Below are 21,418 nucleotides of genomic sequence, written 5' to 3'. Positions count from 1 at the left end.
GGCAGGTCGACACGTCGATCGACCCGGGTCCGGACGAATCCCCGCGAGCGCACGGGTCAGTCGACGAGCTCGGCCAACCGGGACCGCAGCGCCCGCTCCACGCGGTCGGCGTGCACGTTCATGTTGCGCACCGACGTGCCGAGGTCGGCCGACAGCTGGGTCTTGGTCTGCCCGCCCCAGGTGGTCAGGTACCAGGTGGCCCAGCCCAGGACGTTGGGCTGGCCGGCCCGCTGGTCGGGGCGGGCCCCCGGCTCGGGCGCGCAGGCGGCGGTCAGGGCGTGGGACAGCAGGGTCTGCTCGGCCTCGCCCATGATCTCGTCCGGCGCCTCGGCGGTGTCCGGCAGCATGACCTCGGTGGCGTCCGGCCCGCCGTCCAGGGACTGCAGGTTGCGCAGCCCGTTGAGCGTGGCGACCGTCTGGGAGTTGCGCCGCAGCGTGGCCACGCTCTGCCCCATGTAGGCGGCGAGCTCCTTCTCGGTGGGCCGCCGCTGGTGCTCGGCGAGGAACGCGGCGACGGCCTTCTGCTGGCGGTGCTCGGTGTCGGCGGCGGTGCGGCCGTGGGCGTTGCGGCCCAGGTCGTGCACCCACTTGGACAGCTGGGTGGCCAGGAACGCCCCGAACGGGACGCCCTTGCCCTCGTCGAACTGGCCGACCGCCTTGAGGATCCACTCGCTCACCTGCTGGGTGAGGTCGTCGGGGTCGGGCACGTGCAACCGCAGCGTGCTCGCGTTGCGGTGCAGCCGCTTGAGGCTGACCGGCAGGTAGTGGCGGCACAGGTCGTCGAGGAAGGCCGGCGGCAGGTCCCGCGGCGCCCGGCGGCGGACGTCGGTCTCCGCCCGGAGCCCCACGGTGGTCGTCCCGTGCCCGGCGCACCAGGTCCGGACCCAGTCGGCGAGCACCGGGGCGGTCCCCGGGACCCCGTCGACGCGGTACAGGCCCTCGCCCTGGTCGTAGCTGACCGTCACGCCGTCGGGCAGGTCACGGCGCAGCTCGGCGAGGGGCAGCTCGCGGTCGGTGCGGAAGTGCACCCGGTCCCGCGAGGTGATGGGCGCGAGGGCCCAGCCCTCGGCCTCGGGCAGGCCGCCGAAGACCAGCGGGGCGCGGCCTCGGGCGGCGGTGTCGTCGACGGGGGTGGCGGAACGGTGGGTCACCGGGACTCCTCGGCGCTGTGGGGAAGACGGCGCTGCACGGGCGACGGCTGGGGAGGACGAGCGGGCCCGTCCGGGAGCTCGCTGCGGCTAGCGGGTGGTGAGCAGGACGGGGTCCGTGGCGTACCCGGTCGCGTCGGACCGGCGGGGAGCCGGGACGACGAGGTCCTCCGCCGGGCCGGACTCCAGGCGCGCCACGAGGTCCGCGGCCGCGGCCCGCTCGGCCGGACCCGGCTGCACCGTGTAGACCGGCATGTGGTCGTACAGGGAGGTGAAGACGGCGCTGACGAACGCGTACGCGGCCTGCGCCTGCGGCGAGAACCGGGCGACGGCGGCCCGCGGGCCGAGCTCGACCCCGACGGTCACCCGCACGACCCGGTCGTCCTTGCTCAGACCGGTGATCGTGAAGGACACCTCCGGGTGGTCGCCGGCCAGCTCGGCCAGCGCCGCGAGGCAGCGCCGCGTGGAGCCGCGGCGCGGCCGCAGCTGGACGTGCACGACGACGGTGTCGGACTCCGCGCCGGGACCGGCGACCGCGGCGACCTGGTCGCCGGGCTCAGTGATTGCGCTGTGTTGCATCGTGATCGCCCCCTGTGACGTGCGTGGGGGCAACTCTGGCGCATCACCGACCGGCGGACCGCCACAACTCTCGCTGTGCCGTACGCAACCTCAGGACATCTCTTCGGCAGTTCTTGCCCGTGTCGATGCCCGGCGTCGCTCGAGCGGTGCGGTTCCCGGCAGGAGTGCACAAGGACCGGGGGCCGGTCCCGTCAGTGGGCTCACCCGGCGGTGTCCCGGGTGGGCCGCCGGCTGCCCGCTGCGCGCGCGACCGTCGCCGGGGTCACCGGGGTCGCCGGCACCGGGCCGGCCTCCGGCGTGGTGGCCACGTCCGGCGTGGCGGTGACCTCCGGCTCCGGCCGGCCGGCCGGTGCGGGGGCGAAGGCGGCGAGTGCGCCCAGCGTGTCGGCGGTGACCTGGGCGGCGAGCAGGTTGGCCTCAGCGATCTGCCGGTAGACCTCCTCGCGGTGGATGGTCACCTCTCGGGGAGCGGTGAAGCCGAGCCGGACGGTGCCGCCGCGGACCTCGACGACGTGGACCTCGATGTCGTCGCCGATGCGGATCGTCTCGCCGACGCTGCGGGTGAGAGTGAGCACGTGGAACCCCTCCGTGGGTGTGGTGTGGCCGTCCGTGGCTGTGGTGGGTGGAACGGGAACGGCGTGGTGTCGGCCCGCGCGGGCCGGGACGGGCGGCGCGCCGCCGCCCCAGGGGTTATCGGCGCAGAGGACGTCGGATGGGATGGGAGCCGTCGGCCAGCACGACCTGGGTGGCCCGCCAGGTGGCCGGGTCGACCACCAGCGGGGCCCGCAGGTTCGCCGTGGCCGCGGCGGGGCCCCCGGTCGGCACCGTCACCAGGCAGTACAGCCGCACCTGCGCCGGGTCCTGCAGACCGAGGCCGGCGCACACCGCGGCGGGCAGCTGCGGCGCGTAGTCCGGGAAGTAGGCGGCCGGGTCGATCGCGAGGAACCGGGGACCGTCGGGCGCCATCGACTGCAGCCAGAACAGCCGCCCGTCGCCGTCCGCGGTGACCAGCACGTAGTCCCGGTGGCCGGGGAACCCGGGCAGCGGCTCGGTCATGGACAGCAGGGGCAGGGTCGCGACCGCGGAGAGCGTCACGACAGGAAGTCCACGAGAGTGGGCTGCAGGGCCTTGGCCGTGGCCGCCAGCGCCGCCTCGTACCCGACCTTCTGCATCTCCAGTTCCATGATGGTCCTCGGCAGGTCGATGTTCTCCGTGCGGGCCAGCCGGTCGGTGAGCGACAGGGAGCGGTCGACCGCCAGCCCCTGGGCGTCGTCCACCCGCTTGGCCCGCGCGCCGACGTCGGCGGCCGCGGTGATCATCTGGTCGCGGACGGCGTCCAGGTCGGTCAGCCCGTCGGCCAGGTCGATGTCCACGCCGCTGCGGATGGCGACGGCGAGGTCGTCGAGCACCGTGAAGAGGTTGCGACCGCCCGGCCCGGGCAGCTCGAAGGCCTCCGCGCCGGTGACGTCGGCGCGGACCCGCTCGGTGTCCGACAGCCGGCGCATGACCTGGGTGGCCTCGTCGGCGGGGTCGACAGCGGCACCGACGTAGGCGCCGGCCCCGTCGTAGGCGACGGGGCTCGACGTCGTGCCGCCGAAGACCGGCCGGCCGTTGACGGTCTGGTTGGCCAGCCCGAGCAGGCTCTCGCGCAGCTGCTCCACCTCCACGGCGATGCCCTCGCGCGAGGTGGCCGACAGCGCACCGGTGTTGCTCGCGTACACCGTCTGGTCCCGGACGCGCCGCACCTGGGTGAGCATCGAGCTGAGCGTGGTGTCGGTGGCGGCGAGCCGGCTCTGGGCGTCGGTGATGCTGCGCACGTGCCGCTCGTTGGCCGACTGCTCCCCGCGGGTGCGCATCGCCGTGTTGGTGCCGGTCGGTGAGTCCGACGGCTTGCTGATGCTCCGTCCGGAGGTCAGCTGCTGCTGCAGCCGCCCGACGGCGTCGAGGTTGCGGTTGAGACCCTGCAGGCTGGTCAGCGCGACGGCGCGCTGGGTGATGCGCACTCAGGTCACCGCCCCACGAGGCCGGTGCGGTTGATCAGCACGTCGAGGGCCTCGTCGACCGCGCTGACCATCCGGGCTGCCGCCGAGTAGGCGTGCTGGAACTGCAGCATGTTGGACATCTCCTCGTCGAGGTTCACGCCGGCCACGGACTCGCGCGCGGCGTCGACGTTCGTGGTGACCACGTCCTGGATCTCGAGGTTGCGCGAGCTCACCGAGGCCTGCACCCCCAGCTCGACGATCATGGCGCGGTAGCGCACGGCGGCGCCGTCGGGGGCCAGTCGCAGCTGGCTGATCGCGTCGGCCACCTCGTTGTCCGTGGACGGGCCGGTCGGCGGCGTGGTCGCCGGGTCGACCGGGCCCGTCCTGGCGGCGGCGATCCGGTCCGGTCCGGTGATGTCCGCGTCGAGCACGATCCGCTTGCTCACCGGGTCGATGGCCAGCAGGTCCCCGGGCTGCTCGCCGGCCCGGTCGTAGCCGGTCGCGTGCAGGGCGTTGGTGTCGGCCACGTACCGGGCGGCCACGTCGTCCAGTGCGTCGCGCTGGCGGGGGACGACGTCGGTGAGGACAGTGAGCTGCCCGCCCGCCGTCCCCCCCACGGTCACCTGCGTGCCGCCCGGGGTGGTGACCAGTCGCGGCTGCACACCGGTGGCGGCCATGTCGTCCAGGCTCGCCGGCCCGTCGGCGACCAGCCGGGTGGCGGTCGAGCCGGCGACGAGCGTGACACCGCCCAGGACGACGTCGAGGACGCCGTCCTCCCGGGGGCGGACGGTGGCCCCGGTCGCCTTGGCGAGGTCCAGGACCAGCGCGTCACGCCGGTCGGCCAGCTCGTTGGTCGGCAGCTCGGCGCGGGTGGCGCGCTGGATCGCCCGGTTGAGCGAGGCGACCTCGGTGGCGTCGGCGTTCACCTGGTCGACGAGCACGCCGAGGTTCTGCCGGCTCTGCGTCCACTGCCCGTCCAGCGTGCTGCGGGTGGCGTAGACGCCGTCGGCGAAGGTGTCGAGGTCCTGCAGGAGCTGGCTCCGGGCGGCCAGGTCGGTCGGGTGGTCGGCGACGTTGCCCCAGCTGTTCGACACGTCGTCCATCAGCCGCTGGATGCCGGTGCTGCCGGGCTCGCGGAAGGCCTGCTCCACCTGCTCGAAGGCGGTGGACTCCACCGTGAGCTGCGCGGACCTGGCCGACTCGGTGTGCGCCCGGCTCTCCAGGAAGGCGTCCCGGATGCGGATGACCTGCTCGACGCTGACGCCCTGACCCGTCCCGGAGGAGACGGAGTGGAAGGCGGGGACGGCGCTGCCGCCCATGGCCTCCAGGTCCACCCGTTGGCGGGAGTAGCCCTCGGTGTTGACGTTGGCGATGTTGTGACCTGTGACGTCCAGGCCGCGACGCTGCGCCCACAGCGCCGTGGAGGCGGTGTTGAGACCGGAGAACGAGCTCACAGGGCGCCGTCCAGGGTCACCGCGCGGTGCGCCCGCACGTCGCTGCGGCCGGTGGCCCCGTAGGTGCCGGCCGAGGGGGCCTTGACCGTGAGCAGGGCGTCGCCGAGGGCGGCAAGCCCGCCCTCGATCAGCTCGCGGTTGGTGTCGGAGAGGCCACGCAGGTCGGTCACCAGGACCAGCAGCGTCTCGTGGTGCTTGGCGTAGAGGTCGTTCCACGGCGCCGGGGCCGCCTCGGCGAGCTTCTTCAGCGACGGGTTGCTGCCCACGCCCAGCTGCTCGGCGAGCGCCTCGGTGGTCGCCGCCCGCTCCACCTCGATGGTGCGCAGCTGGTCGAGCACGACCTCGATCTCGTGCGCGATCCGCGCCAGCCAGCGGGTCTTGCCCGTGACGATGAGGTACTGCTTCTCCTCCGCCTTGAACAGCAGCAGGTCCAGCAGCTCCTGCTCCCGCCACAGCAACGTCGACAGGTGCTGGTAGTCCACGCCCCCACCGTCCTCCCGGTGCCGCCCGCGACAGGCATCGGTGCTGTCGGCGGGTCCTCGGAGTTGGCTTCGGCAGCCGCCGGGAGGGCCTTGAGCCGAGGCGGGCAAGTGCGGACGGCACCGCGCCCGCAGCCCGGGGTGCCACCCGGGTCCGGCCCTGCCGAGAAGGGGGACGTGAGCCCATCGCGTGCCCCGGCGACCCTGCGGTCCCGTGTCCCTGCCCCGCGCGCCGTCGCTGCCGGCACCGGCGCCGACGTCCGTGACCGCTCGACCGAGCAGGCGGCGGCACGCGACACCGACTCCCTGGTGACCCAGCACCTGCCGCTGGCCGCGTTCGCCGTCAACGCGGTGGCCTCGCGCATCTCGCTGCCCGCCCACGTCAGCCGCGAGGACCTGCTGTCCTGCGCACGGGTGGCGCTGGTCGAGGTGGCCCGGCGGTTCGACCCGACCGCGGGTGCCTCCTTCGCGACCTACGCCCTGCCCCGGCTGCAGGGCGCCGTCCTGGACGAGTTGCGCTCGGGCGACTGGGCCAGCCGGTCGGTGCGGGCCGCCGCCCGGCGCACCGAGGCCGCCGCCGACGCCCTCGCCATCCGGCTCGGCCGGCCGCCGACACGGGCGGAGCTCGCCGCCAGCCTCGGGATGGCCACCGGCGACCTGGACTCGCTGCAGGTCGACGTCCACCGCGCCGTGATGGTGAGCATCGACGCCGAGACCGGCCCGGACGGCGCCTCCCTGGACCTGCCGGACACCGGGGAGTCACCCGAGCGGGCCCTGCTGCGCAGCGAGCGGTCCCGGCACCTGCAGGAGGCGATCCGCCAGCTGCCCGACCGGCTCGACGAGGTCGTGGAGCGCAACTTCTTCGGCGGCGAGTCGCTGACCGACATCGCCGCCGACCTCGGCGTCACCCTCTCCCGCGTCTCGCAGATGCGGGCCCGGGCGCTGACCCTGCTGCACGCGGCGATGAGCGAGGTGTGGGAGGGCCGGGCCGTCGCAGCGGACGGCGGCGTGCGGGCCCGCAACCAGCAGCGCTCCTACGTCGACCGGGTCGCCGGGCGCAACGCACCCCCAGCGGCGGCTCCCCCTTCTCCCCGCGCGGCACCGCACTCGCGCCCGGCGTGGGCGGCCGCCCAGCGCTACGGCGTCCCCCGACCCGCCTGAGTGAGAACTCGGCGAGAAGCCGTCCGGTTCGCCTCAAGTCCCGGCCGGCCCTGGCCGTACATGCACCTGCAAGGCCCGCAGCACGGATGCAGCGGGATCTGATCCGCCCCGACTTCCACGGAGGAACACCATGGGCATGAGCGTCAACACCAACATCGGTGCGCTGAACTCGTACCGCAACCTGTCGGTCACCAACGACCAGATGGGCAAGTCGCTCGAGCGGCTGTCCTCCGGTTTCCGCATCAACCGCGCTGCCGACGACGCCGCGGGCCTGGCCATCTCCGAGGGCCTCCGCTCGCAGATCGGCGGCATGAAGCAGGCCGTGCGCAACACCCAGGACGCCATCTCGGTCGTGCAGACCGCCGAGGGCGCGCTGGGCACCACCACGACCATCCTGCAGCGCATGCGCGACCTGTCGGTCCAGGCCTCCAACTCCGGCAGCCTGAACGACGACGCCAAGTCGAGCATCCAGAAGGAGATGGGCGAGCTCAAGTCCGAGCTCTCCCGCATCGCCGAGGTCACCAACTTCAACGGCACCAAGCTGCTGGACGGCAACTTCACCGGCAAGTCCTTCCAGGTCGGCGCGAACGCCAGCGAGTCCATCCAGGTCAACATCGGCACCGCGATGGGCGCCGCCGGCCTGAACGTGGACGGCGTCGACGTGACCGGCGAGGGCGCCTACACCAACGGCACGGGCGCCGGCACCGTCTCCACGGCCAACGCGACCGACGCTGCCGCGGCCGTCCTGACGTTCACCGCCGCCACCGGTGACGACTTCTCCGCCGCCGGCACCGTGGCGTCCTACGAGAACCTCGAGGGCACCGTGTCCTTCGGCGGCAAGTCCTTCGACCTCGGCACCGTCGACTACGGTGCCGCCGCGGACGCGGACAACAGCGGCACGACCACCAACGCCGAGGCGCTGGTGGCTCTCAACGCGGCCGCCACGTCCGCCCTCGGGCTGACCACCAACCCGTTCGCCCTGGCCACCACGAACCTGACCTTCACGGTCGGGGACGCGGTCGAGGGGTACACGGACGGCACGGGCACCGCCATCGGTACCACGGCGGAGGCCATCTCCAAGGCGACCCCGACGTTCGCCGCGGCCAGCGGTGCGACGCAGGCGATCAAGGACATCGACGCGGCCATCAAGACCGTCTCCTCGGTCCGCGCCGACCTGGGTGCCAAGCAGAACCGGTTCGAGCACACGATCAACAACCTGAACGTCGCGGTGGAGAACACCACGGCCTCGGAGTCGCGGATCCGTGACACGGACATGGCCCAGGAGATGACCAACTTCACCCGGACCCAGATCCTGGCCCAGGCCGGCACCGCCATGCTGGCGCAGGCCAACCAGTCGTCGCAGGGCCTCCTGCGTCTGCTGGGCTGATCAACCGCACCACCCAGCACCACCCGGTGAGGGGGGAGGCCCCGGCCTCCCCCCTCACTGCTGAACCCCCATCCCGCCGGACCTGACCGGCCGACCCGCTCCCGGAGGTCCCCGCGTGGCAGGCTTCAACATCAGCGGCCTGGCCTCCGGCCTGGACACCACCTCGATCATCTCCCAGCTGATGCAGCTGGAGCGGCAGCCGCAGACGCTGCTGCGGACCAAGCTGACCGACACGAAAGCCGACGCGTCGGCCTACCGCACGGTCAACAGCACGGTCAGCACGCTGCAGTCGGCCGCGGAGAAGCTCACCCAGGCCGCCACCTGGACGCCGGTCAAGGCCAGCAGTTCCCACACGTCGGTGTCGGCCAGCGCGAGTGCCGGCGCCGCCACGGGTCAGATCAGCTTCTCGGTCACCACCCTCGCGGCCAGCCACACGGTCATCGACAACTCCACGTGGAGTGACCCGACCAGCGACGTCACACTCACCGTGACCGACGCCGACGGCGACACCGCCGCCAAGGACATCACGATCACGGCCGGCAGCACGCTGGACCAGGCGGTCACCACCATCAACGCGGCCAAGGCCGGCGTCACCGCCACCGCCGTCAACACCGGTGCCGGCTTCAGGCTGCAGCTCACCTCGACCGCCTCGGGCCTCGACGGGAAGTTCACCACCAGCGGCGGGATCACCTTCGGTGCGGTGACCGACGGCACCGACGCGCAGCTCAGCGTGGCCGGCGGCGCCTACACGGCCACCTCGGCCACCAACACGTTCAGCGACCTCATGCCCGGCACGACCTTCACCGTCAGCGAGAAGGGCGCCACGGCCACCGTCACCGTGGCGAGCGACCCGGCTGCCCTCGCTTCCGCCGTGCAGGCCATGGTCGACGCCGCGAACACCGTGCTGACCACCATCAACGAGCGCGCGAACAACAGCCCCGGCAGCACCGCGGTGCTCCGCGGCGACAGTTCGCTGCGGGCCCTGGCCGGCCAGCTCGTCGACGCGGTCACCCACGCCGTCGGTGCGGACGGCACGCTGCTCACGGCCGACGCCGCTTCCAAGGCCGGGATCACCGTCGAACGGGACGGCAAGCTGAAGTTCGACTCCGCGAAGTTCACCGCCCTCCTCACGGAGGACCCGGCGCTGGCCCGCAGGCTGGTGGACGGCGACACGAGCGGGACCACCGCCGTCCCCGGCGTGGCCCAGCGGCTGCTCACCCTCGCGAAGTCCGCCACGGACGCGACCACCGGCTCGCTGGTGACGCTGGCCAACGGCAAGGACAGCGAGGTCAGCGACATCCAGAAGCGGATCGACGCCTGGGACCAGCGCCTGGAGCTGCGCCAGCAGACCCTCACCCGGCAGTTCACCGCTCTGGAGTCGGCCCTGTCCAGCCTGCAGAGCCAGTCGTCCTGGCTGTCCGGCCAGCTCGCGTCGCTGCCCGGCTGGTCCAGCTCGTCCTAGGCCCGCCCCCGTCGGTCCCACCGCACCCCCGTCGCACCTCCCGAGGAGTCCCCCCCATGAGTGCCGCCGCCCTGCGCGCCCGCTACCTCGGCGACAGCGTCGCCACCGCCTCCCCCCAGCAGCTGCTGGTCATGCTGTACGACCGGCTGGCCCTGGACCTGGAGCGGGCCGACACCGCCCTGCGCGCCGGTGACCGGCAGGCGGCCGGCAACCAGCTCACCCACGCCCAGGACATCGTCGTGGAGCTGCAGGAGAGCTTGCGGGTGGACGCGTGGGAGGGCGGCCCGCGGCTGGCCGCCCTGTACACCTGGCTGTTCGGCGAGCTCGTGCAGGCCAACGTCAAGGCCGACCGCAACCGGGTGGCGTCCTGCCGACAGGTCGTGGAGCCGCTGCGCGAGGCGTGGCGGCAGGCCGCCGCCTCGATCGCGTGACGCCCGGTCCCGACGGCGGGGCCCGCGGGTGGGCCACCGTGCTCGACGCGCTCGAGGGTGAGGTGCTGGCCGCCGAGTCCACCCTCCGCTCCGACCGGCACGAGGAGATCGCCGCCTGGGGCCGCCGCGCCGAGGACTGGGTGCCGCCCTCGAGCCTCGGTCCCGTCCCGGAGGACCTGCGCGAGCGCGCCGCCCGGCTGCTGCAGCACCAGCTGGCCGTCGCCGAGGAGCTCGTCGAGCGGATCATCCAGTCCCGCCGGCAGCGCGACGTCGCCGCCCGGATGTCCTACGGCCCGACCCGTCCGGTCGCCTCCTACGTCGACCGGGCCCTCTAACCAGACCGCCAATATCGCGATATTGGCGACCTCCGCCCCCCGTGGTGCCGACCAGCCGGCGCTCCGGGGGGCGTTGTCGTCTCCGGGGCTGACCGGTCACGCACCGCGAGTCACAGTCGACTCGTTCACCCCTCCCGGGGACTGCGGCCACTCCCGTGGGGAGCACCCGTCCGGCGCGCCCCACCAGGTGCCGATGAGTCCAGAGCACGGAAAGCGCACCTCTCGCCACGGATCGGCGGACCCCGCACTCGCTCGCGAGTGCCTCTCCCGCGTACCCGGAGGCCGATCGTGTCCTGCCGCCCTGCCCGAGGAACAGCCCCGTGATCGGGGACGTCACCTCGTCGGCCCTGCACGCCGCGCTGGGCGGGCTCGCCCAGCGGCAGCGGGTCACCGCCGACAACATCGCGAATCTGCAGACGCCGGGCTTCCTGGCCGGCCGGGTGGACTTCGAGTCCGGCCTGCGCGGCGCGCTGGCCGCCGGCGCCACGCCGACGGACTCCGCCGGTGCGGTGCGCCGCTCCCTGGAGCCGACCCGCACCGACGGCAACAACGTCAACCTGGACGCCGAGACCGTCATCGCCACCGAGACCGGGCTGCGCTACCAGCTGGCCCTGGGCGCCCTCGACGGGAAGTACACCGTCATGCGCACGTCACTGAGGACGACGGGCTGATGTTCGACGCCCTCGGCATCTCCGGGTCCGGGCTGCTCGTCCACCGCAAGTGGCTGGACGCCGTCTCGGACAACATCGCCAACATCAACAGCGTCAGCTCCACCGACGGCCCCGCCTTCCAGGAGCGGCTGATCGTGGCCCAGTCCGTCGACTACGGCTCCGGTGAGGGCGGCGTCCGCGTGGCCCGCGCCGAGTACGGCAGCGCGGAGGGCCGGCTGGTGCACGAACCGGACCACCCGCTCGCCGACGCCGACGGCTACGTCCGCTACCCCGACATCGACCTCGGTGACCAGATGACCCAGATGATCATGGCCCAGCGCGGCTACCAGGCGAACCTCGCCGTGGTCGAGCGGGCCACCAACGCCTACCAGGCCGCGCTCCAGCTCGGGAGGGGCTGACCATGACCTCGCCGATCGGCGCCGTCGCCTTCCCCTCCGCGGTCACCGGGCTCGCCGGGCTCACCGGCGCGGGTGCCGCCCCCGACGTCGCCGGGACCACCGCGGCCGGCGGCGGCGGGTTCGCCGCCGTCCTCACGCAGTCGATCGAGCAGCTGCAGGCCAAGCAGGCGACCTCGGACGGGCTGGCCGTGCAGGCCGCCACCGGCGACCTGCGTGACGTGCACGACTACATGATCGCGGCGAACGAGGCCAAGCTCGCCACCGAGATGGTCGTGACGCTCAAGAACAAGGCCGTCGAGGCCTTCACCGAGGTCATGAGGATGCCGGTCTGATGCCCACCGCCCTCGCCGGTCCGCTGGAGCGCATGCGGTCCGCACTGTCCACGATCGGCCTCGGCCAGAAGGTCGTCATCGGCCTGCTCGCCGCCGGGCTGGTCCTCGGCGGGCTGGTCTTCTACCGCTGGATCACCGCCCCCACCTACGCGCCGCTGTTCTCCAACCTGGCCTCCACGGACGCCTCGGCGATCGCCGACGAACTCGACGCGGCCGGCGTCGAGTACGAGCTGGCCGACGGCGGCGGGACGATCATGGTGGCCAAGGACGCCGTGTACGACCTGCGCCTGGACATGAGCGGCCTGGGCCTGCCCGCCGGCGACGACACCGGCTACGCGCTGATGGAGGAGCAGGGCATCACCACCAGCGAGTTCCAGCAGCAGAAGACCTACCAGCGCGCGCTGGAGGGTGAGCTGGCCGCGACGCTGGAGTCGCTGGAGGGCGTCCGGCAGGCCACGGTGCACCTGGCCCTGCCCGAGGAGGAGGTGTTCGCCTCCGACGAGGCCGAGCCCACCGCCTCGGTGCTGCTGGACCTGGCCGCGGGCACCTCCCTGGACAGCGGCCAGGTGCAGGCCGTCACCAACCTGGTCTCCTCCAGCATCGAGGGGATGGACGCCGAGCAAGTCACGGTGGCCGACTCCTCGGGTGCGGTGCTCTCCGCACCCGGCCAGGGCGTCACGTCGGCCGCCGGCGACGCCCGCTCGCAGATGGAACAGGACTACGAGGCCCGGCTGGCGTCCAACGCCCAGGTGATCCTCGACCGGGTGTTCGGCCCCGGCCGCGCACAGGTGTCGGTCCGCGCCGACCTCGACCTCGACCAGCGCAGCACCACCTCGGAGACGCACACCTACGAGCAGGGCACCCCGCCGATCTCGGAGAGCACCACCACCGAGGACTACGCCGGCACCGGCGCCGCCGTCGGCGGCGTCCTCGGCCCGGAGAACCAGCCCGACGCGGGCGCCGGCGGGGACTCCACCTACACCAAGGAGTCCACGACCTCGAACAACGCGGTCGGGACGACGGTGGAGACCGTCGAGGCCGCGCCGGGGACGGTCAACCGGCTGACCGTCTCCGTCGTCATGGACGACGCGGTGGCCGGCGGCGCCAACCAGGCGCAGATCCAGGACCTCATCGGCAACGCCGTCGGCCTGGACGTCGCCCGCGGCGACGACATCACCGTCGCCGCGATGGCCTTCGACACCACCGCCGCCGACCGCGCCGCCGAGGAGCTGGCGGCGGCCCAGGAGGCCGAGGAGCAGGCGCAGCTGTGGTCGATGGTCCGCACCGGCGGCATCGCCCTGGGCATCGCGCTGCTCGTGCTCATCGTGTGGCTGCGCTCCCGCCGCCGGTCCGGCGACGAGGACGAGGAGGACTACGAGGCCCTCGAGCTCACCGACGACGTGATGGCCGAGCTGGACCGCATCCGCGTCGCCAGCGCGCGGGCGGTGCCGGCGGTCGACGATGCCGCCCTGGAGCTGGAGGCCGCCGAGCGGGCCAAGGTCCGCGGGGAGATCGCCACGATGGTCAGCGAGAAGCCCGACGAGGTGGCCGCCATGCTGCGCGGCTGGCTCAGTGAGAGTGGTGTGAAGTGACGCTGGCATCCGTCGAACCGGTCTCGGCGACCGCGCCCACCGCCGCCCTGCCGGCGGTGCGGCAGCGCCCGGACATGCCGGGCCTGCGCAAGGCCGCGGTGTTCATCGCCCAGCTGTCCAAGGAGGAGGCCGGTGCGCTGCTGTCCAAGATGCGACCGCGCGAGGTCGAGGCGGTCACCCGCGAGCTGATGAAGCTCGGCGCGGTGGAGTCCGGCGACGTGGACGGCGTCCTGGAGGAGTTCCACCACCTCATGACCGCCCAGCGGTTCGTGGGGCGCGGCGGCGTGGAGTTCGCCCGCGAGATCCTCGCGGCCGGTCTCGGCGAGGACAAGGCCGACGGCATCCTGTCCCGGCTGAACGTCGTCTACACCGAGGTGCCCTTCGCCTCGCTGCGCAACGCCGACGTCCGCCAGCTGGTGACCTTCCTCAAGGACGAGCACCCGCAGGTCATCGCCCTGGTGCTGGCACACCTCACCCCGGCCCAGTCCGCCGAGGTGCTCTCCGGGTTCGCCCCGGACCAGCAGGCCGCGGTCGCGCACCGCATCGCCACGATGGACCGCACCACGCCGGACATGGTCCGGCTGGTCGAGGAGGAGCTCGGCCGGCGGATGGGCTCGCTGCTGGCGCACCAGGACATGAGCACCGTCGGCGGTGTGGAGACCCTCGTCGAGATCATCAACCGCTCGCCGCGGCCCACGGAGCGCTCCATCCTCGAGTGGCTGGACACCACCGACCCCGAGCTCGCCGACCAGGTGCGCTCGCAGATGTTCGTGTTCGAGGACATCGTCACCATCGACGACCGCTCGCTGCAGCTGGTGCTGCGCGAGGTGGAGGCCAACGACCTGGCGACCGCGCTCAAGGGCGTGCGCCCCGACGTCCGCGACAAGGTCGTCCGGAACCTGTCCGAGCGGGCCGCGGAGAACCTCGCCGAGGAGATCGAGCTGCTCGGCCCGGTCCGCACCCGGACGGTCGAGGAGGCCCAGGCCAAGGTCGTCGGCGTCATCCGCACGCTCGAGGAGCAGGGCGTGCTGACGATCAACCGGGGCGGTGAGGACGATTTCGTCGCGTGAAGGACCCTCCTGCCCCCCGCCACTCGCAGGCTCGCGGCGGGCCCCTGCAGGAGGGCCGGTCGCGAGTCGCGACGAGCCTCTGGGCGGGGCCGCCGCTGGTCCCGTCGCCAGCCCGGGCGCCGGCCGTGTACTGCGGGAGTCGGCGCTGCTGCGCGGGGGGACCGCGCAGGCCGCGCCGCGCGCGGCGTACACCCGCACGGTGCCGGTCCCGCCCCAGGCGACCGGCGAGCGGCGGACGACGGTGCGCCGCGCGGCCGACGTCCCGGTGCCCGGCGGCCGGCACGCGGTGCGCCTCGGCGACGTCTACGCCGAGGAGCTGGCCCGGCTGCGCGAGCACGCCCGGCAGGAGGGCTACGCCGCCGGTCACGCCGAGGGGGTGCGGGGCGCCGAGCCCGTGGTCGCGGAGGCCGAGCGGGCCGCGCAGGCCCGGCTGGCCGAGGTGCAGGCCCGCTGGGAGCGGCGGATGGTCTCGGCCACCGCCGCGCTCGGGGCCGCGGTGACCCAGCTGGAGGCCGCCGCCGTCCCGGTGGCCGAGGACGTCCGCGACTCCGTCGTCACGATCGTGCTGACCCTCGTCGAGGACCTGCTGTGCCGCGAGCTCGCCCTCGCCGAGGACCCGGTCATGGACGCCGTCCGCCGGGCGCTCACGCTGTGCCCGGCCGACGAGCCCACCGTCGTCCGCCTGCACCCCGACGACCTCGCCGAGCTGCCGGCCGAGGCGCTGGCCGAGCTGCCCGACGCGGTGCGGGTCGTCGGTGACCGCGCGGTCGAGCGCGCCGGCGCCGTCGCCGAGACCGGCCCCACCCGCGTCGACGCCCAGCTGGGTGCCGCGCTCGACCGGGTCCGCGCGGTGCTGGCCCCGTGAGCGCCGGTCTGCTCGACCGCGCCCGAGCCGCAGCCCGCCCGCTGGTCACCGGCTCGGTCGTCGGCGCGATGGGGCTGACCCTCACGGTCGAGGGCGTCCCGGCCGCCGTGGGCGACCTCGTGGAGATCGACCCGACACCGGACGGCGGCCTGCTCGCCGAGGTGGTCGCCGTCTCCCGCGAGCGGCTGACCTGCATGCCGCTGGGCGAGCTGTCCGGCGTGCAGGCCGGCGCGCGGGTGCGCGCCACCGGCCGGCCGCTGCAGGTGCCGGTCGGCGAGGCGCTGCTCGGGCGGGTGCTCGACGGCCTGGGCCGGCCGGTGGACGGCGGCCCGCCGCTGGACGCCGGGCTGGAGTTCGTCGACCTGGCCAGCGAGACGCCGCACGCCCTCTCCCGGACCCGCGTGCAGGAGCCGCTGACCTCCGGCGTCCGGGTGCTGGACACGATGGTCCCGCTGGGGAAGGGCCAGCGGCTGGGCATCTTCGCCGGCTCCGGCGTGGGCAAGTCCACGCTGCTGGCGCAGATCACCCGGGGCACCGACGCCGACGTCCGGGTCATCGGCCTGATCGGCGAGCGTGGCCGCGAGGTGCGCGAGTTCCTCGAGGAGAACCTCGGGGCCGAGGGCATGGCGCGCACCGTCGTCGTCGTCGCCACCTCCGACGAGCCGCCGCTGGTGCGGCTCAAGGCCGCCTTCGTCGCCACCCGCATCGCCGAGGGGTTCCGCGACCAGGGCCGCGACGTGCTGCTGATGATGGACTCGATCACCCGCACCGCCATGGCCCAGCGCGAGGTCGGGCTGTCCGCCGGCGAGCCGCCGGCCACCCGCGGCTACCCGCCCAGCGTCTTCGCGATGATGCCCCGGCTCCTGGAGAAGGCCGGGACGGCGGCCGTCGGCTCGATCACCGGCCTCTACACCGTGCTGGTGGACGGCGACGACCACAACGAGCCGATCGCCGACACCGCCCGCTCCATCCTCGACGGGCACGTGGTGCTCACCCGCGCGCTGGCCACCCAGGGCCACTTCCCCGCGATCGACGTGCTCGAGTCCATCTCCCGGGTGGCCACCGCGGTCGTCGCGCCCCCGCAGATGGCCGACGCCCGCGAGGTGCGCCGGTTGCTCGGCGCGCTGCGCGACGTCAAGGAGCTCATCGAGATCGGCGCCTACTCCGCCGGCACCGACGCCCTGGTCGACCGGGCCCGCCAGCTGGCCCCGCAGATCGAGGCGTTCCTGCAGCAGCCGACCGGCGAGCTGACCCCCGCCGGGGAGTCGTGGGCGTGGCTCAACCGCATCGTGCGGTCAGCGTGAGGCAGCTCGCGGAGTCGCGCCGAGGTGACCGGTGAAGCGGGCACCCTTCCGCCTGCAGCCGGTCCTGGAGGTCCGCCGCACCGAGGAGCGCGCGGCCGCGCTGGCCGCGGCCGAGGCCGCCCGCGCCGCCGCCGAGGCCGACCGGCGCGCCACCGAGGCGGAGGGCGCGGCGACCGCTCCCCCGCCGTCGGGCCCCACGGACCCCCGCGCCTTCGTCGCGATGTTGGCGATGGGACGGCTGGCCGCCGAGGACGCCGCCGCGGCCCGGTCGCTGGCCACCGCGTCGGCCGAGCAGGCCGAGCTGGTGCGCGCCGCGTGGACCGCGGCCGCCCAGCGGACCAAGGGGCTGGAGCGGCTGCGGGAACGCCACCTGCAGGCGGTGCGACTGGCCGAGCAGGCTGCCGAGGAGAAGGCCGTGGACGACCTCGTCACCGGCCGCTCCGGCCGCCGTGCCCGCACCGACGGGGAGGCGGCGTGGACGGACTGAGCGCGGTGCAGTCGCGGATCAGCGAGATCCAGTCGCGCTTCCTCACCGCCCCCCGCCCCGCCACGTCCGCCGCGTGGACGGCGGCCGCCACGGCCGCCGGCCTCACCGGGACCGGCGCCGCCTCCGCGACCTCCGCCACGGGGACGGCGGGCAGCGCCTCGGAGAGTGCCGTCGTCGCCGAGGCGCGCCGGCACCTCGGCGTCCCCTACCTGTGGGGCGGCACCGACCCGGCCAAGGGCCTGGACTGCTCGGGGTTCACCCAGCTGGTCTACGGCGACCTCGGCATCGACCTGCCGCGCACCTCCTCCCAGCAGGCCACCGCGGGCCGGCCGGTGGCGGGCCTGGCCGACGCCCGCCCCGGCGACCTGGTGTTCTTCGACCACTCCTCCGGCCGCCCCGGCATCGACCACGTCGGCATCTACGTCGGCGACGGGAAGATGATCGCCGCGCCGCAGGCCGGTGAGGTCGTCAAGGTGCAGGACGTCGGCAACCCGTCGGTCATCCGGCGGGTGCTGCCCGCGGAGCCGGCGGCGCGCCCGACGGCCGCGGCGTCGACCGCGTCGCTGTCCGGGGTCCCCTACGCCGACCTGTTCACCCGCGCCGGCGCCCGGCACGGCGTCGACCCCGCGCTGCTGGCCGCCGTCGCCCAGCAGGAGTCCGGCTTCGACGCCTCCGCGGTCTCCCCCGCCGGCGCCCAGGGCCTCATGCAGTTCATGCCCGCCACCGCCCGCGGCCTGGGCGTGGCCCCGTTCGACCCCGCCTCCGCCGTCGACGGCGCGGCCCGCTACCTGGCCGACCTGACCGGGCAGTTCGGCTCCACCGAGCTGGGCCTGGCCGCCTACAACGCCGGGCCCGGCACCGTGCGCCGTCACGGCGGCATCCCGCCCTACCCCGAGACCCAGGACTACGTGCGCTCCGTGATGAGCAAGGCAGAGGCCCTCCGATGACCGCTCCCCTCGCCCCGGCGGCACCCGCACCCACCCCGGGCGCCGGCCCGGCGGCTCCGGACTCCCCGGGTGGCGGCGAGCGCTTCGCCAGCGCCCTGGACGGCGCCCTGGACGACGCGGTCACGAGCGGATCCGGGGCACCCCGCGACCAGGAGCCGGCCGCCGACGGCGAGGACCCTCCTGCGGCGCCGGCCGCCGAGGTCGTGCTGGCGACCACCCAGCCGGCGGTCCCCGGCGTCTCCCCGGCGGGCATGCCGCCGGCCCTGTGGGCGCTGCTCACCGGTCTCGGGCCCGGTGCGGTCCCCGGCACGACGGGCCCGGCCACCGCCGGCACCTCTGCTCCGGTCACCCCGGTCGCGCCGACCGGCTCGGTCGCCCCGACCGCCGCCGTCGGCGCGGTCGGCGCGGTCGGCGACCCCGCCGTCGTCGTCGCCGGGCCCGCCACGGGAGCCGCCGCCGGGGCGCCCTCCCCGTCCGCCGTCCCGGGTGCCGGTGCGCCCGCCGTCCCGCCGGGCGCACCGACCGGCCCGGTCCCCGGCCCGGCCGTCGCCGGGGTGTCCACGCCGGCCCCGCCCGCCGCGACCACCGCCGCGCCGGGCACCGGCCCGCTGCCCGGGCTGACCGTGGTGCTCGCCGGCCCGCAGACCGCCGCCCGGGCGGCAGGGGACGGCGCCCCGGTCGCGGGCCCGCCGACGTCGACCCCGGCCGTGGCCGTGGCCGCACCGGCTCCCGGCGAGGGCGCGGGTGCCGACACCGGGACCGCCCCCGAGGGGGAGCCGCCGGCGCCGGTCCCGGCCACGCCGGCGACGGCCCCGACGTCCGCACCCGCCGCACCCGCCGCCGCCTCGGCGCCTGCTCCGGCGGCCGCGGCGACCAGCCCGGCCGCACCGGCGCCGCCGGTCTCCGGCCAGGTCGCGCAGCAGGTCGCCGTCCTGCGCAGCGCCCCCGACGGCACGCACACGATGACCGTGGTGCTCACCCCGGAGACCCTCGGGCCGGTCGAGGTGCAGGTGACCGTGGCCCAGGGTGCGGTCGACCTCAGCCTGCGCAGCGCCACCGAGGCCGGCCGCGCCGCGCTGACCGAGGCCCTGCCCGACCTGCGCCGCGACCTGGCCGGGGCCGGGCTGACCTGCACCGGCGCCTCGGTCGACCGCGAGACCGGCGGGTCCTGGACCTCGGCCCAGCAGCAGGCGGCCGGCGACCGCGCCGGCCAGCAGGGGCAGCCCGACGGCCGCGGCCGGCCCTGGCTGCGCGGCTCCGACGCCGACCAGACCCGTACGACCCCCGCCCGCCCGTCCACCGTCCCGTCGTCCGGCCTCGACGTCCGAGTCTGAGACGTCCGGGGCCGAGAGGAGCAACGACCGATGCCCGATGCCGTCGCCGGGGTGGTGGGCGCCACCACCCCGCCCGCCACCAGCACCGTCACCCGCACCGACCAGATGGGCAAGGACGTGTTCCTGCAGCTGCTGGTCGCCCAGATGCGCTACCAGGACCCGAACAGCCCGACCAGCACCACCGAGTTCATGTCGCAGACCGCGACGTTCACCCAGGTGGAGAAGCTGGAGCAGATCGCCGCGCAGAACTCCGCCATGGCGACCCTGCAGCGCTCGCTGGGCGCCGGCGCCCTCGTCGGGCAGACCGTCAGCTACACCGACGAGTCCGGCGGGACCGTCACCGGCACGGTCGGCTCGGTGAAGATCAGCGGCGACGAGCCGAGCGCCGTCGTGGGCGGCGTGGACGTCCCCCTCGGCCGGCTCACCGAGATCTCCGTGCCCGGCACCAGCTGAAGAAGGACCCCCTCGCCCCCCACCGTTCGCACGCTCACGGCGGGGCCCTGCGAGGGGGCCACTCCATCCCCTCCCCCCACCCTCAGGAGCACCCCGTGCTGCGTTCCATGAACTCCGCGATCTCCGGGCTGCGCGCCCACCAGACGAAGCTCGACGTGACCGGCAACAACATCGCCAACGTCAACACGGTGGGCTTCAAGGCCTCGCAGACCGTGTTCGAGGACACCCTGTCGCAGGCCGTGCGCAACGGCTCGGCCCCTCGCGCGGAGGTCGGCGGCACCAACCCCGCCCAGGTCGGGCTGGGCGTCAAGGTCGCCGGCATCACCACCAACTTCGGCCAGGGCTCGACCCAGAACACCGGTCGCTCGACGGACTTCATGATCGAGGGCGACGGCTTCTTCGTCGTGCAGACCGGCGCCCAGCAGCTCTACACCCGCGCCGGCTCCTTCAACTTCGACGCCGCCGGCAACCTGGTCACCCCCAGCGGGGCCAAGCTGCAGGGCTGGGCGGCCGACGCCACCGGGGTGGTGAACACGAACGGCCCCATCGGTGCGCTCTCCGTCCCCGCCGGTCAGACGATCGCACCGCGAGCCACCACGACCGGTGTGGTCGCCGGCAACCTCCCGGCGGACGCCACCCCGGCCACCACCACTCCCCCGGCTCCTGCGACGACGATCGAGACCCCGCTCACCGTCTTCGACGACCTCGGCAACGAGGTGCCGGTCACGTTCACCTTCACCAAGACCGGGGCCGTCGGGGACGGGGCCTGGAACGTCGTCGCCGCCATCCCGAACCCGGCGTTCGACCCCACTGCGCCGGTCAGTCCCACCAACCAGCCCCGGACCCCGGTGAACGGCGCGACGGGTCAGGACATCACCTTCGACGCGGCCACCGGCAGGCTCACGGCCACGAGCATCGACGAGCTGGCGCTGACCATCGACGGCCGGGCCGTGGCGATCGACATCAGCACCATGACCCAGTACGGCAGCCCGGGCACGGTGACGGCACCGGAGCAGGACGGCTACGCCGCCGGGACGCTGGAGTCCTTCGCCCTGGGCAACGACGGGACGATCACCGGCTCCTTCTCCAACGGGGAGCGGCAGACGCTGGGCCGGCTGGCCATGGCCTCCTTCGCCAACCCCGGTGGGCTGGAGAAGGCCGGCGGCAGCACCTTCCGCGCCGCCAACAACTCCGGCGTCCCGAACATCGGCGAGGCCGGTACCGGCGGACGCGGCTCCCTGGTGGCCGGCGCGCTGGAGATGTCCAACGTCGACCTCGCCGAGGAGTTCACCGGGCTGATCGTGGCCCAGCGCGGCTTCCAGGCCAACAGCCGCGTCATCACCAGCTCCGACGAGGTGCTCCAGGACCTGGTCAACCTCAAGCGGTAGCCGTCGCTCCCGTCGAGATCGCCGATCTCGCACGTTCCCGCCCGTGGAAGCGTGCGAGATCGGCGATCTCGTCGTCTCGGCACCCGGTGTCGGTGCAGGTCACCGCCGCTCACCCGGAGGGGTGAGGCGGCCCGTTCGGCTCAAGGCGCGCCCGCGCGG

23 protein-coding genes and 1 pseudogene are annotated in these 21,418 nt (G+C 74.4%); 17 read left to right on the top strand and 7 right to left on the bottom strand.

Features of this window, described 5'->3' with window-relative positions; translation table 11 throughout:
• Nucleotides 1–56 precede the first annotated feature (56 nt).
• The 7 genes and pseudogenes from RTG05_RS04230 to RTG05_RS04200 form a co-directional block, all read right to left on the bottom strand.
• Entirely contained in the window at nucleotides 57–1,151 is a 1,095-nt protein-coding gene (locus tag RTG05_RS04230) for a sigma-70 family RNA polymerase sigma factor (protein WP_166527592.1), read from the bottom strand.
• Between the two features lie 87 nt (nucleotides 1,152–1,238).
• On the bottom strand, nucleotides 1,239–1,727 hold the full coding sequence (locus RTG05_RS04225; protein WP_166527591.1) for a hypothetical protein: 489 nt from the start codon (nucleotides 1,725–1,727) through the stop codon (nucleotides 1,239–1,241).
• Between the two features lie 401 nt (nucleotides 1,728–2,128).
• Nucleotides 2,129–2,302, bottom strand: a pseudogene (gene csrA / locus RTG05_RS22295) (carbon storage regulator CsrA); the annotation flags it as partial.
• Nucleotides 2,303–2,417: 115 nt separating this feature from the next.
• Nucleotides 2,418–2,822, bottom strand: coding sequence for a flagellar assembly protein FliW (gene fliW / locus RTG05_RS04215; RefSeq protein ID WP_166527590.1), 405 nt, complete (start codon nucleotides 2,820–2,822; stop codon nucleotides 2,418–2,420).
• Nucleotides 2,819–3,730, bottom strand: coding sequence for a flagellar hook-associated protein FlgL (gene flgL, locus RTG05_RS04210; protein ID WP_166527589.1), 912 nt, complete (start codon nucleotides 3,728–3,730; stop codon nucleotides 2,819–2,821). Before flgL ends, fliW begins: the two co-directional genes overlap by 4 nt.
• Nucleotides 3,731–3,735: 5 nt before the next feature.
• Complete coding sequence (flgK, locus tag RTG05_RS04205) at nucleotides 3,736–5,163, bottom strand: flagellar hook-associated protein FlgK (protein WP_166527588.1); 1,428 nt, start codon at nucleotides 5,161–5,163, stop codon at nucleotides 3,736–3,738.
• Nucleotides 5,160–5,645 (bottom strand): flagellar protein FlgN, encoded by a 486-nt coding sequence (locus RTG05_RS04200; protein ID WP_166527587.1) that lies wholly within the window; start codon nucleotides 5,643–5,645, stop codon nucleotides 5,160–5,162. The genes flgK and RTG05_RS04200 overlap by 4 nt, the downstream gene beginning before the upstream one ends.
• Nucleotides 5,646–5,819: 174 nt before the next feature.
• Between RTG05_RS04200 and RTG05_RS04195 the strand changes: the two genes are divergently transcribed.
• The 17 genes from RTG05_RS04195 (at nucleotide 5,820) to RTG05_RS04115 (ending at nucleotide 21,259) form a co-directional block, all read left to right on the top strand.
• Nucleotides 5,820–6,803, top strand: coding sequence for a sigma-70 family RNA polymerase sigma factor (locus RTG05_RS04195; RefSeq protein WP_315912310.1), 984 nt, complete (start codon nucleotides 5,820–5,822; stop codon nucleotides 6,801–6,803).
• 136 nt (nucleotides 6,804–6,939) lie between these two features.
• Nucleotides 6,940–8,190 carry a flagellin N-terminal helical domain-containing protein gene (locus tag RTG05_RS04190; RefSeq protein ID WP_315912309.1) on the top strand — a complete coding sequence of 417 codons (1,251 nt, stop codon included), beginning with the start codon at nucleotides 6,940–6,942 and terminating at the stop codon, nucleotides 8,188–8,190.
• A 115-nt stretch (nucleotides 8,191–8,305) separates the two neighbouring features.
• Nucleotides 8,306–9,652 (top strand): flagellar filament capping protein FliD, encoded by a 1,347-nt coding sequence (gene fliD, locus RTG05_RS04185; RefSeq protein WP_166527585.1) that lies wholly within the window; start codon nucleotides 8,306–8,308, stop codon nucleotides 9,650–9,652.
• Nucleotides 9,653–9,708: 56 nt separating this feature from the next.
• Complete coding sequence (gene fliS / locus RTG05_RS04180; protein WP_166527584.1) at nucleotides 9,709–10,083, top strand: flagellar export chaperone FliS; 375 nt, start codon at nucleotides 9,709–9,711, stop codon at nucleotides 10,081–10,083.
• Nucleotides 10,080–10,418, top strand: coding sequence for a hypothetical protein (locus RTG05_RS04175; protein WP_166527583.1), 339 nt, complete (start codon nucleotides 10,080–10,082; stop codon nucleotides 10,416–10,418). The genes fliS and RTG05_RS04175 overlap by 4 nt, the downstream gene beginning before the upstream one ends.
• 320 nt (nucleotides 10,419–10,738) lie before the next feature.
• Nucleotides 10,739–11,089, top strand: a complete 351-nt coding sequence (locus RTG05_RS04170; RefSeq protein WP_166527582.1) for a flagellar basal body rod protein FlgB — start codon at nucleotides 10,739–10,741, stop codon at nucleotides 11,087–11,089.
• Nucleotides 11,089–11,487: a flagellar basal body rod protein FlgC gene (locus RTG05_RS04165; RefSeq protein ID WP_208104784.1), complete on the top strand. Its 399-nt coding sequence runs from the start codon at nucleotides 11,089–11,091 to the stop codon at nucleotides 11,485–11,487. Before RTG05_RS04170 ends, RTG05_RS04165 begins: the two co-directional genes overlap by 1 nt.
• Before the next feature lie 2 nt (nucleotides 11,488–11,489).
• A complete protein-coding gene (gene fliE / locus RTG05_RS04160; protein ID WP_166527581.1) occupies nucleotides 11,490–11,819 on the top strand; it encodes a flagellar hook-basal body complex protein FliE in 330 nt (109 codons plus the stop codon).
• On the top strand, nucleotides 11,819–13,411 hold the full coding sequence (gene fliF / locus RTG05_RS04155) for a flagellar basal-body MS-ring/collar protein FliF (protein WP_166527580.1): 1,593 nt from the start codon (nucleotides 11,819–11,821) through the stop codon (nucleotides 13,409–13,411). Before fliE ends, fliF begins: the two co-directional genes overlap by 1 nt.
• Nucleotides 13,408–14,481, top strand: a complete 1,074-nt coding sequence (gene fliG / locus RTG05_RS04150; RefSeq protein WP_166527579.1) for a flagellar motor switch protein FliG — start codon at nucleotides 13,408–13,410, stop codon at nucleotides 14,479–14,481. Before fliF ends, fliG begins: the two co-directional genes overlap by 4 nt.
• Nucleotides 14,482–14,680: 199 nt before the next feature.
• Nucleotides 14,681–15,346 carry a FliH/SctL family protein gene (locus tag RTG05_RS04145; RefSeq protein WP_166527578.1) on the top strand — a complete coding sequence of 222 codons (666 nt, stop codon included), beginning with the start codon at nucleotides 14,681–14,683 and terminating at the stop codon, nucleotides 15,344–15,346.
• Nucleotides 15,343–16,650 (top strand): FliI/YscN family ATPase, encoded by a 1,308-nt coding sequence (locus RTG05_RS04140; RefSeq protein WP_166527577.1) that lies wholly within the window; start codon nucleotides 15,343–15,345, stop codon nucleotides 16,648–16,650. Before RTG05_RS04145 ends, RTG05_RS04140 begins: the two co-directional genes overlap by 4 nt.
• 31 nt (nucleotides 16,651–16,681) lie before the next feature.
• Nucleotides 16,682–17,137 carry a flagellar export protein FliJ gene (locus RTG05_RS04135; RefSeq protein WP_166527576.1) on the top strand — a complete coding sequence of 152 codons (456 nt, stop codon included), beginning with the start codon at nucleotides 16,682–16,684 and terminating at the stop codon, nucleotides 17,135–17,137.
• Nucleotides 17,125–18,084, top strand: coding sequence for a transglycosylase SLT domain-containing protein (locus tag RTG05_RS04130; RefSeq protein WP_166527575.1), 960 nt, complete (start codon nucleotides 17,125–17,127; stop codon nucleotides 18,082–18,084). The genes RTG05_RS04135 and RTG05_RS04130 overlap by 13 nt, the downstream gene beginning before the upstream one ends.
• Nucleotides 18,081–19,418 carry a flagellar hook-length control protein FliK gene (locus RTG05_RS04125; protein WP_166527574.1) on the top strand — a complete coding sequence of 446 codons (1,338 nt, stop codon included), beginning with the start codon at nucleotides 18,081–18,083 and terminating at the stop codon, nucleotides 19,416–19,418. The genes RTG05_RS04130 and RTG05_RS04125 overlap by 4 nt, the downstream gene beginning before the upstream one ends.
• A 30-nt stretch (nucleotides 19,419–19,448) precedes the next feature.
• Nucleotides 19,449–19,871 carry a flagellar hook capping FlgD N-terminal domain-containing protein gene (locus tag RTG05_RS04120; RefSeq protein ID WP_166527573.1) on the top strand — a complete coding sequence of 141 codons (423 nt, stop codon included), beginning with the start codon at nucleotides 19,449–19,451 and terminating at the stop codon, nucleotides 19,869–19,871.
• Between the two features lie 95 nt (nucleotides 19,872–19,966).
• A complete protein-coding gene (locus RTG05_RS04115; protein ID WP_166527572.1) occupies nucleotides 19,967–21,259 on the top strand; it encodes a flagellar hook protein FlgE in 1,293 nt (430 codons plus the stop codon).
• Nucleotides 21,260–21,418: the final 159 nt, after the last annotated feature.

The organism is Geodermatophilus sp. DSM 44513, from assembly GCF_032460525.1.
GTDB lineage: Bacteria > Actinomycetota > Actinomycetes > Mycobacteriales > Geodermatophilaceae > Geodermatophilus.
The sequence above is the reverse complement of the archived record's forward strand: the minus strand, read 5'-3'. Positions and strand labels throughout refer to the sequence as shown.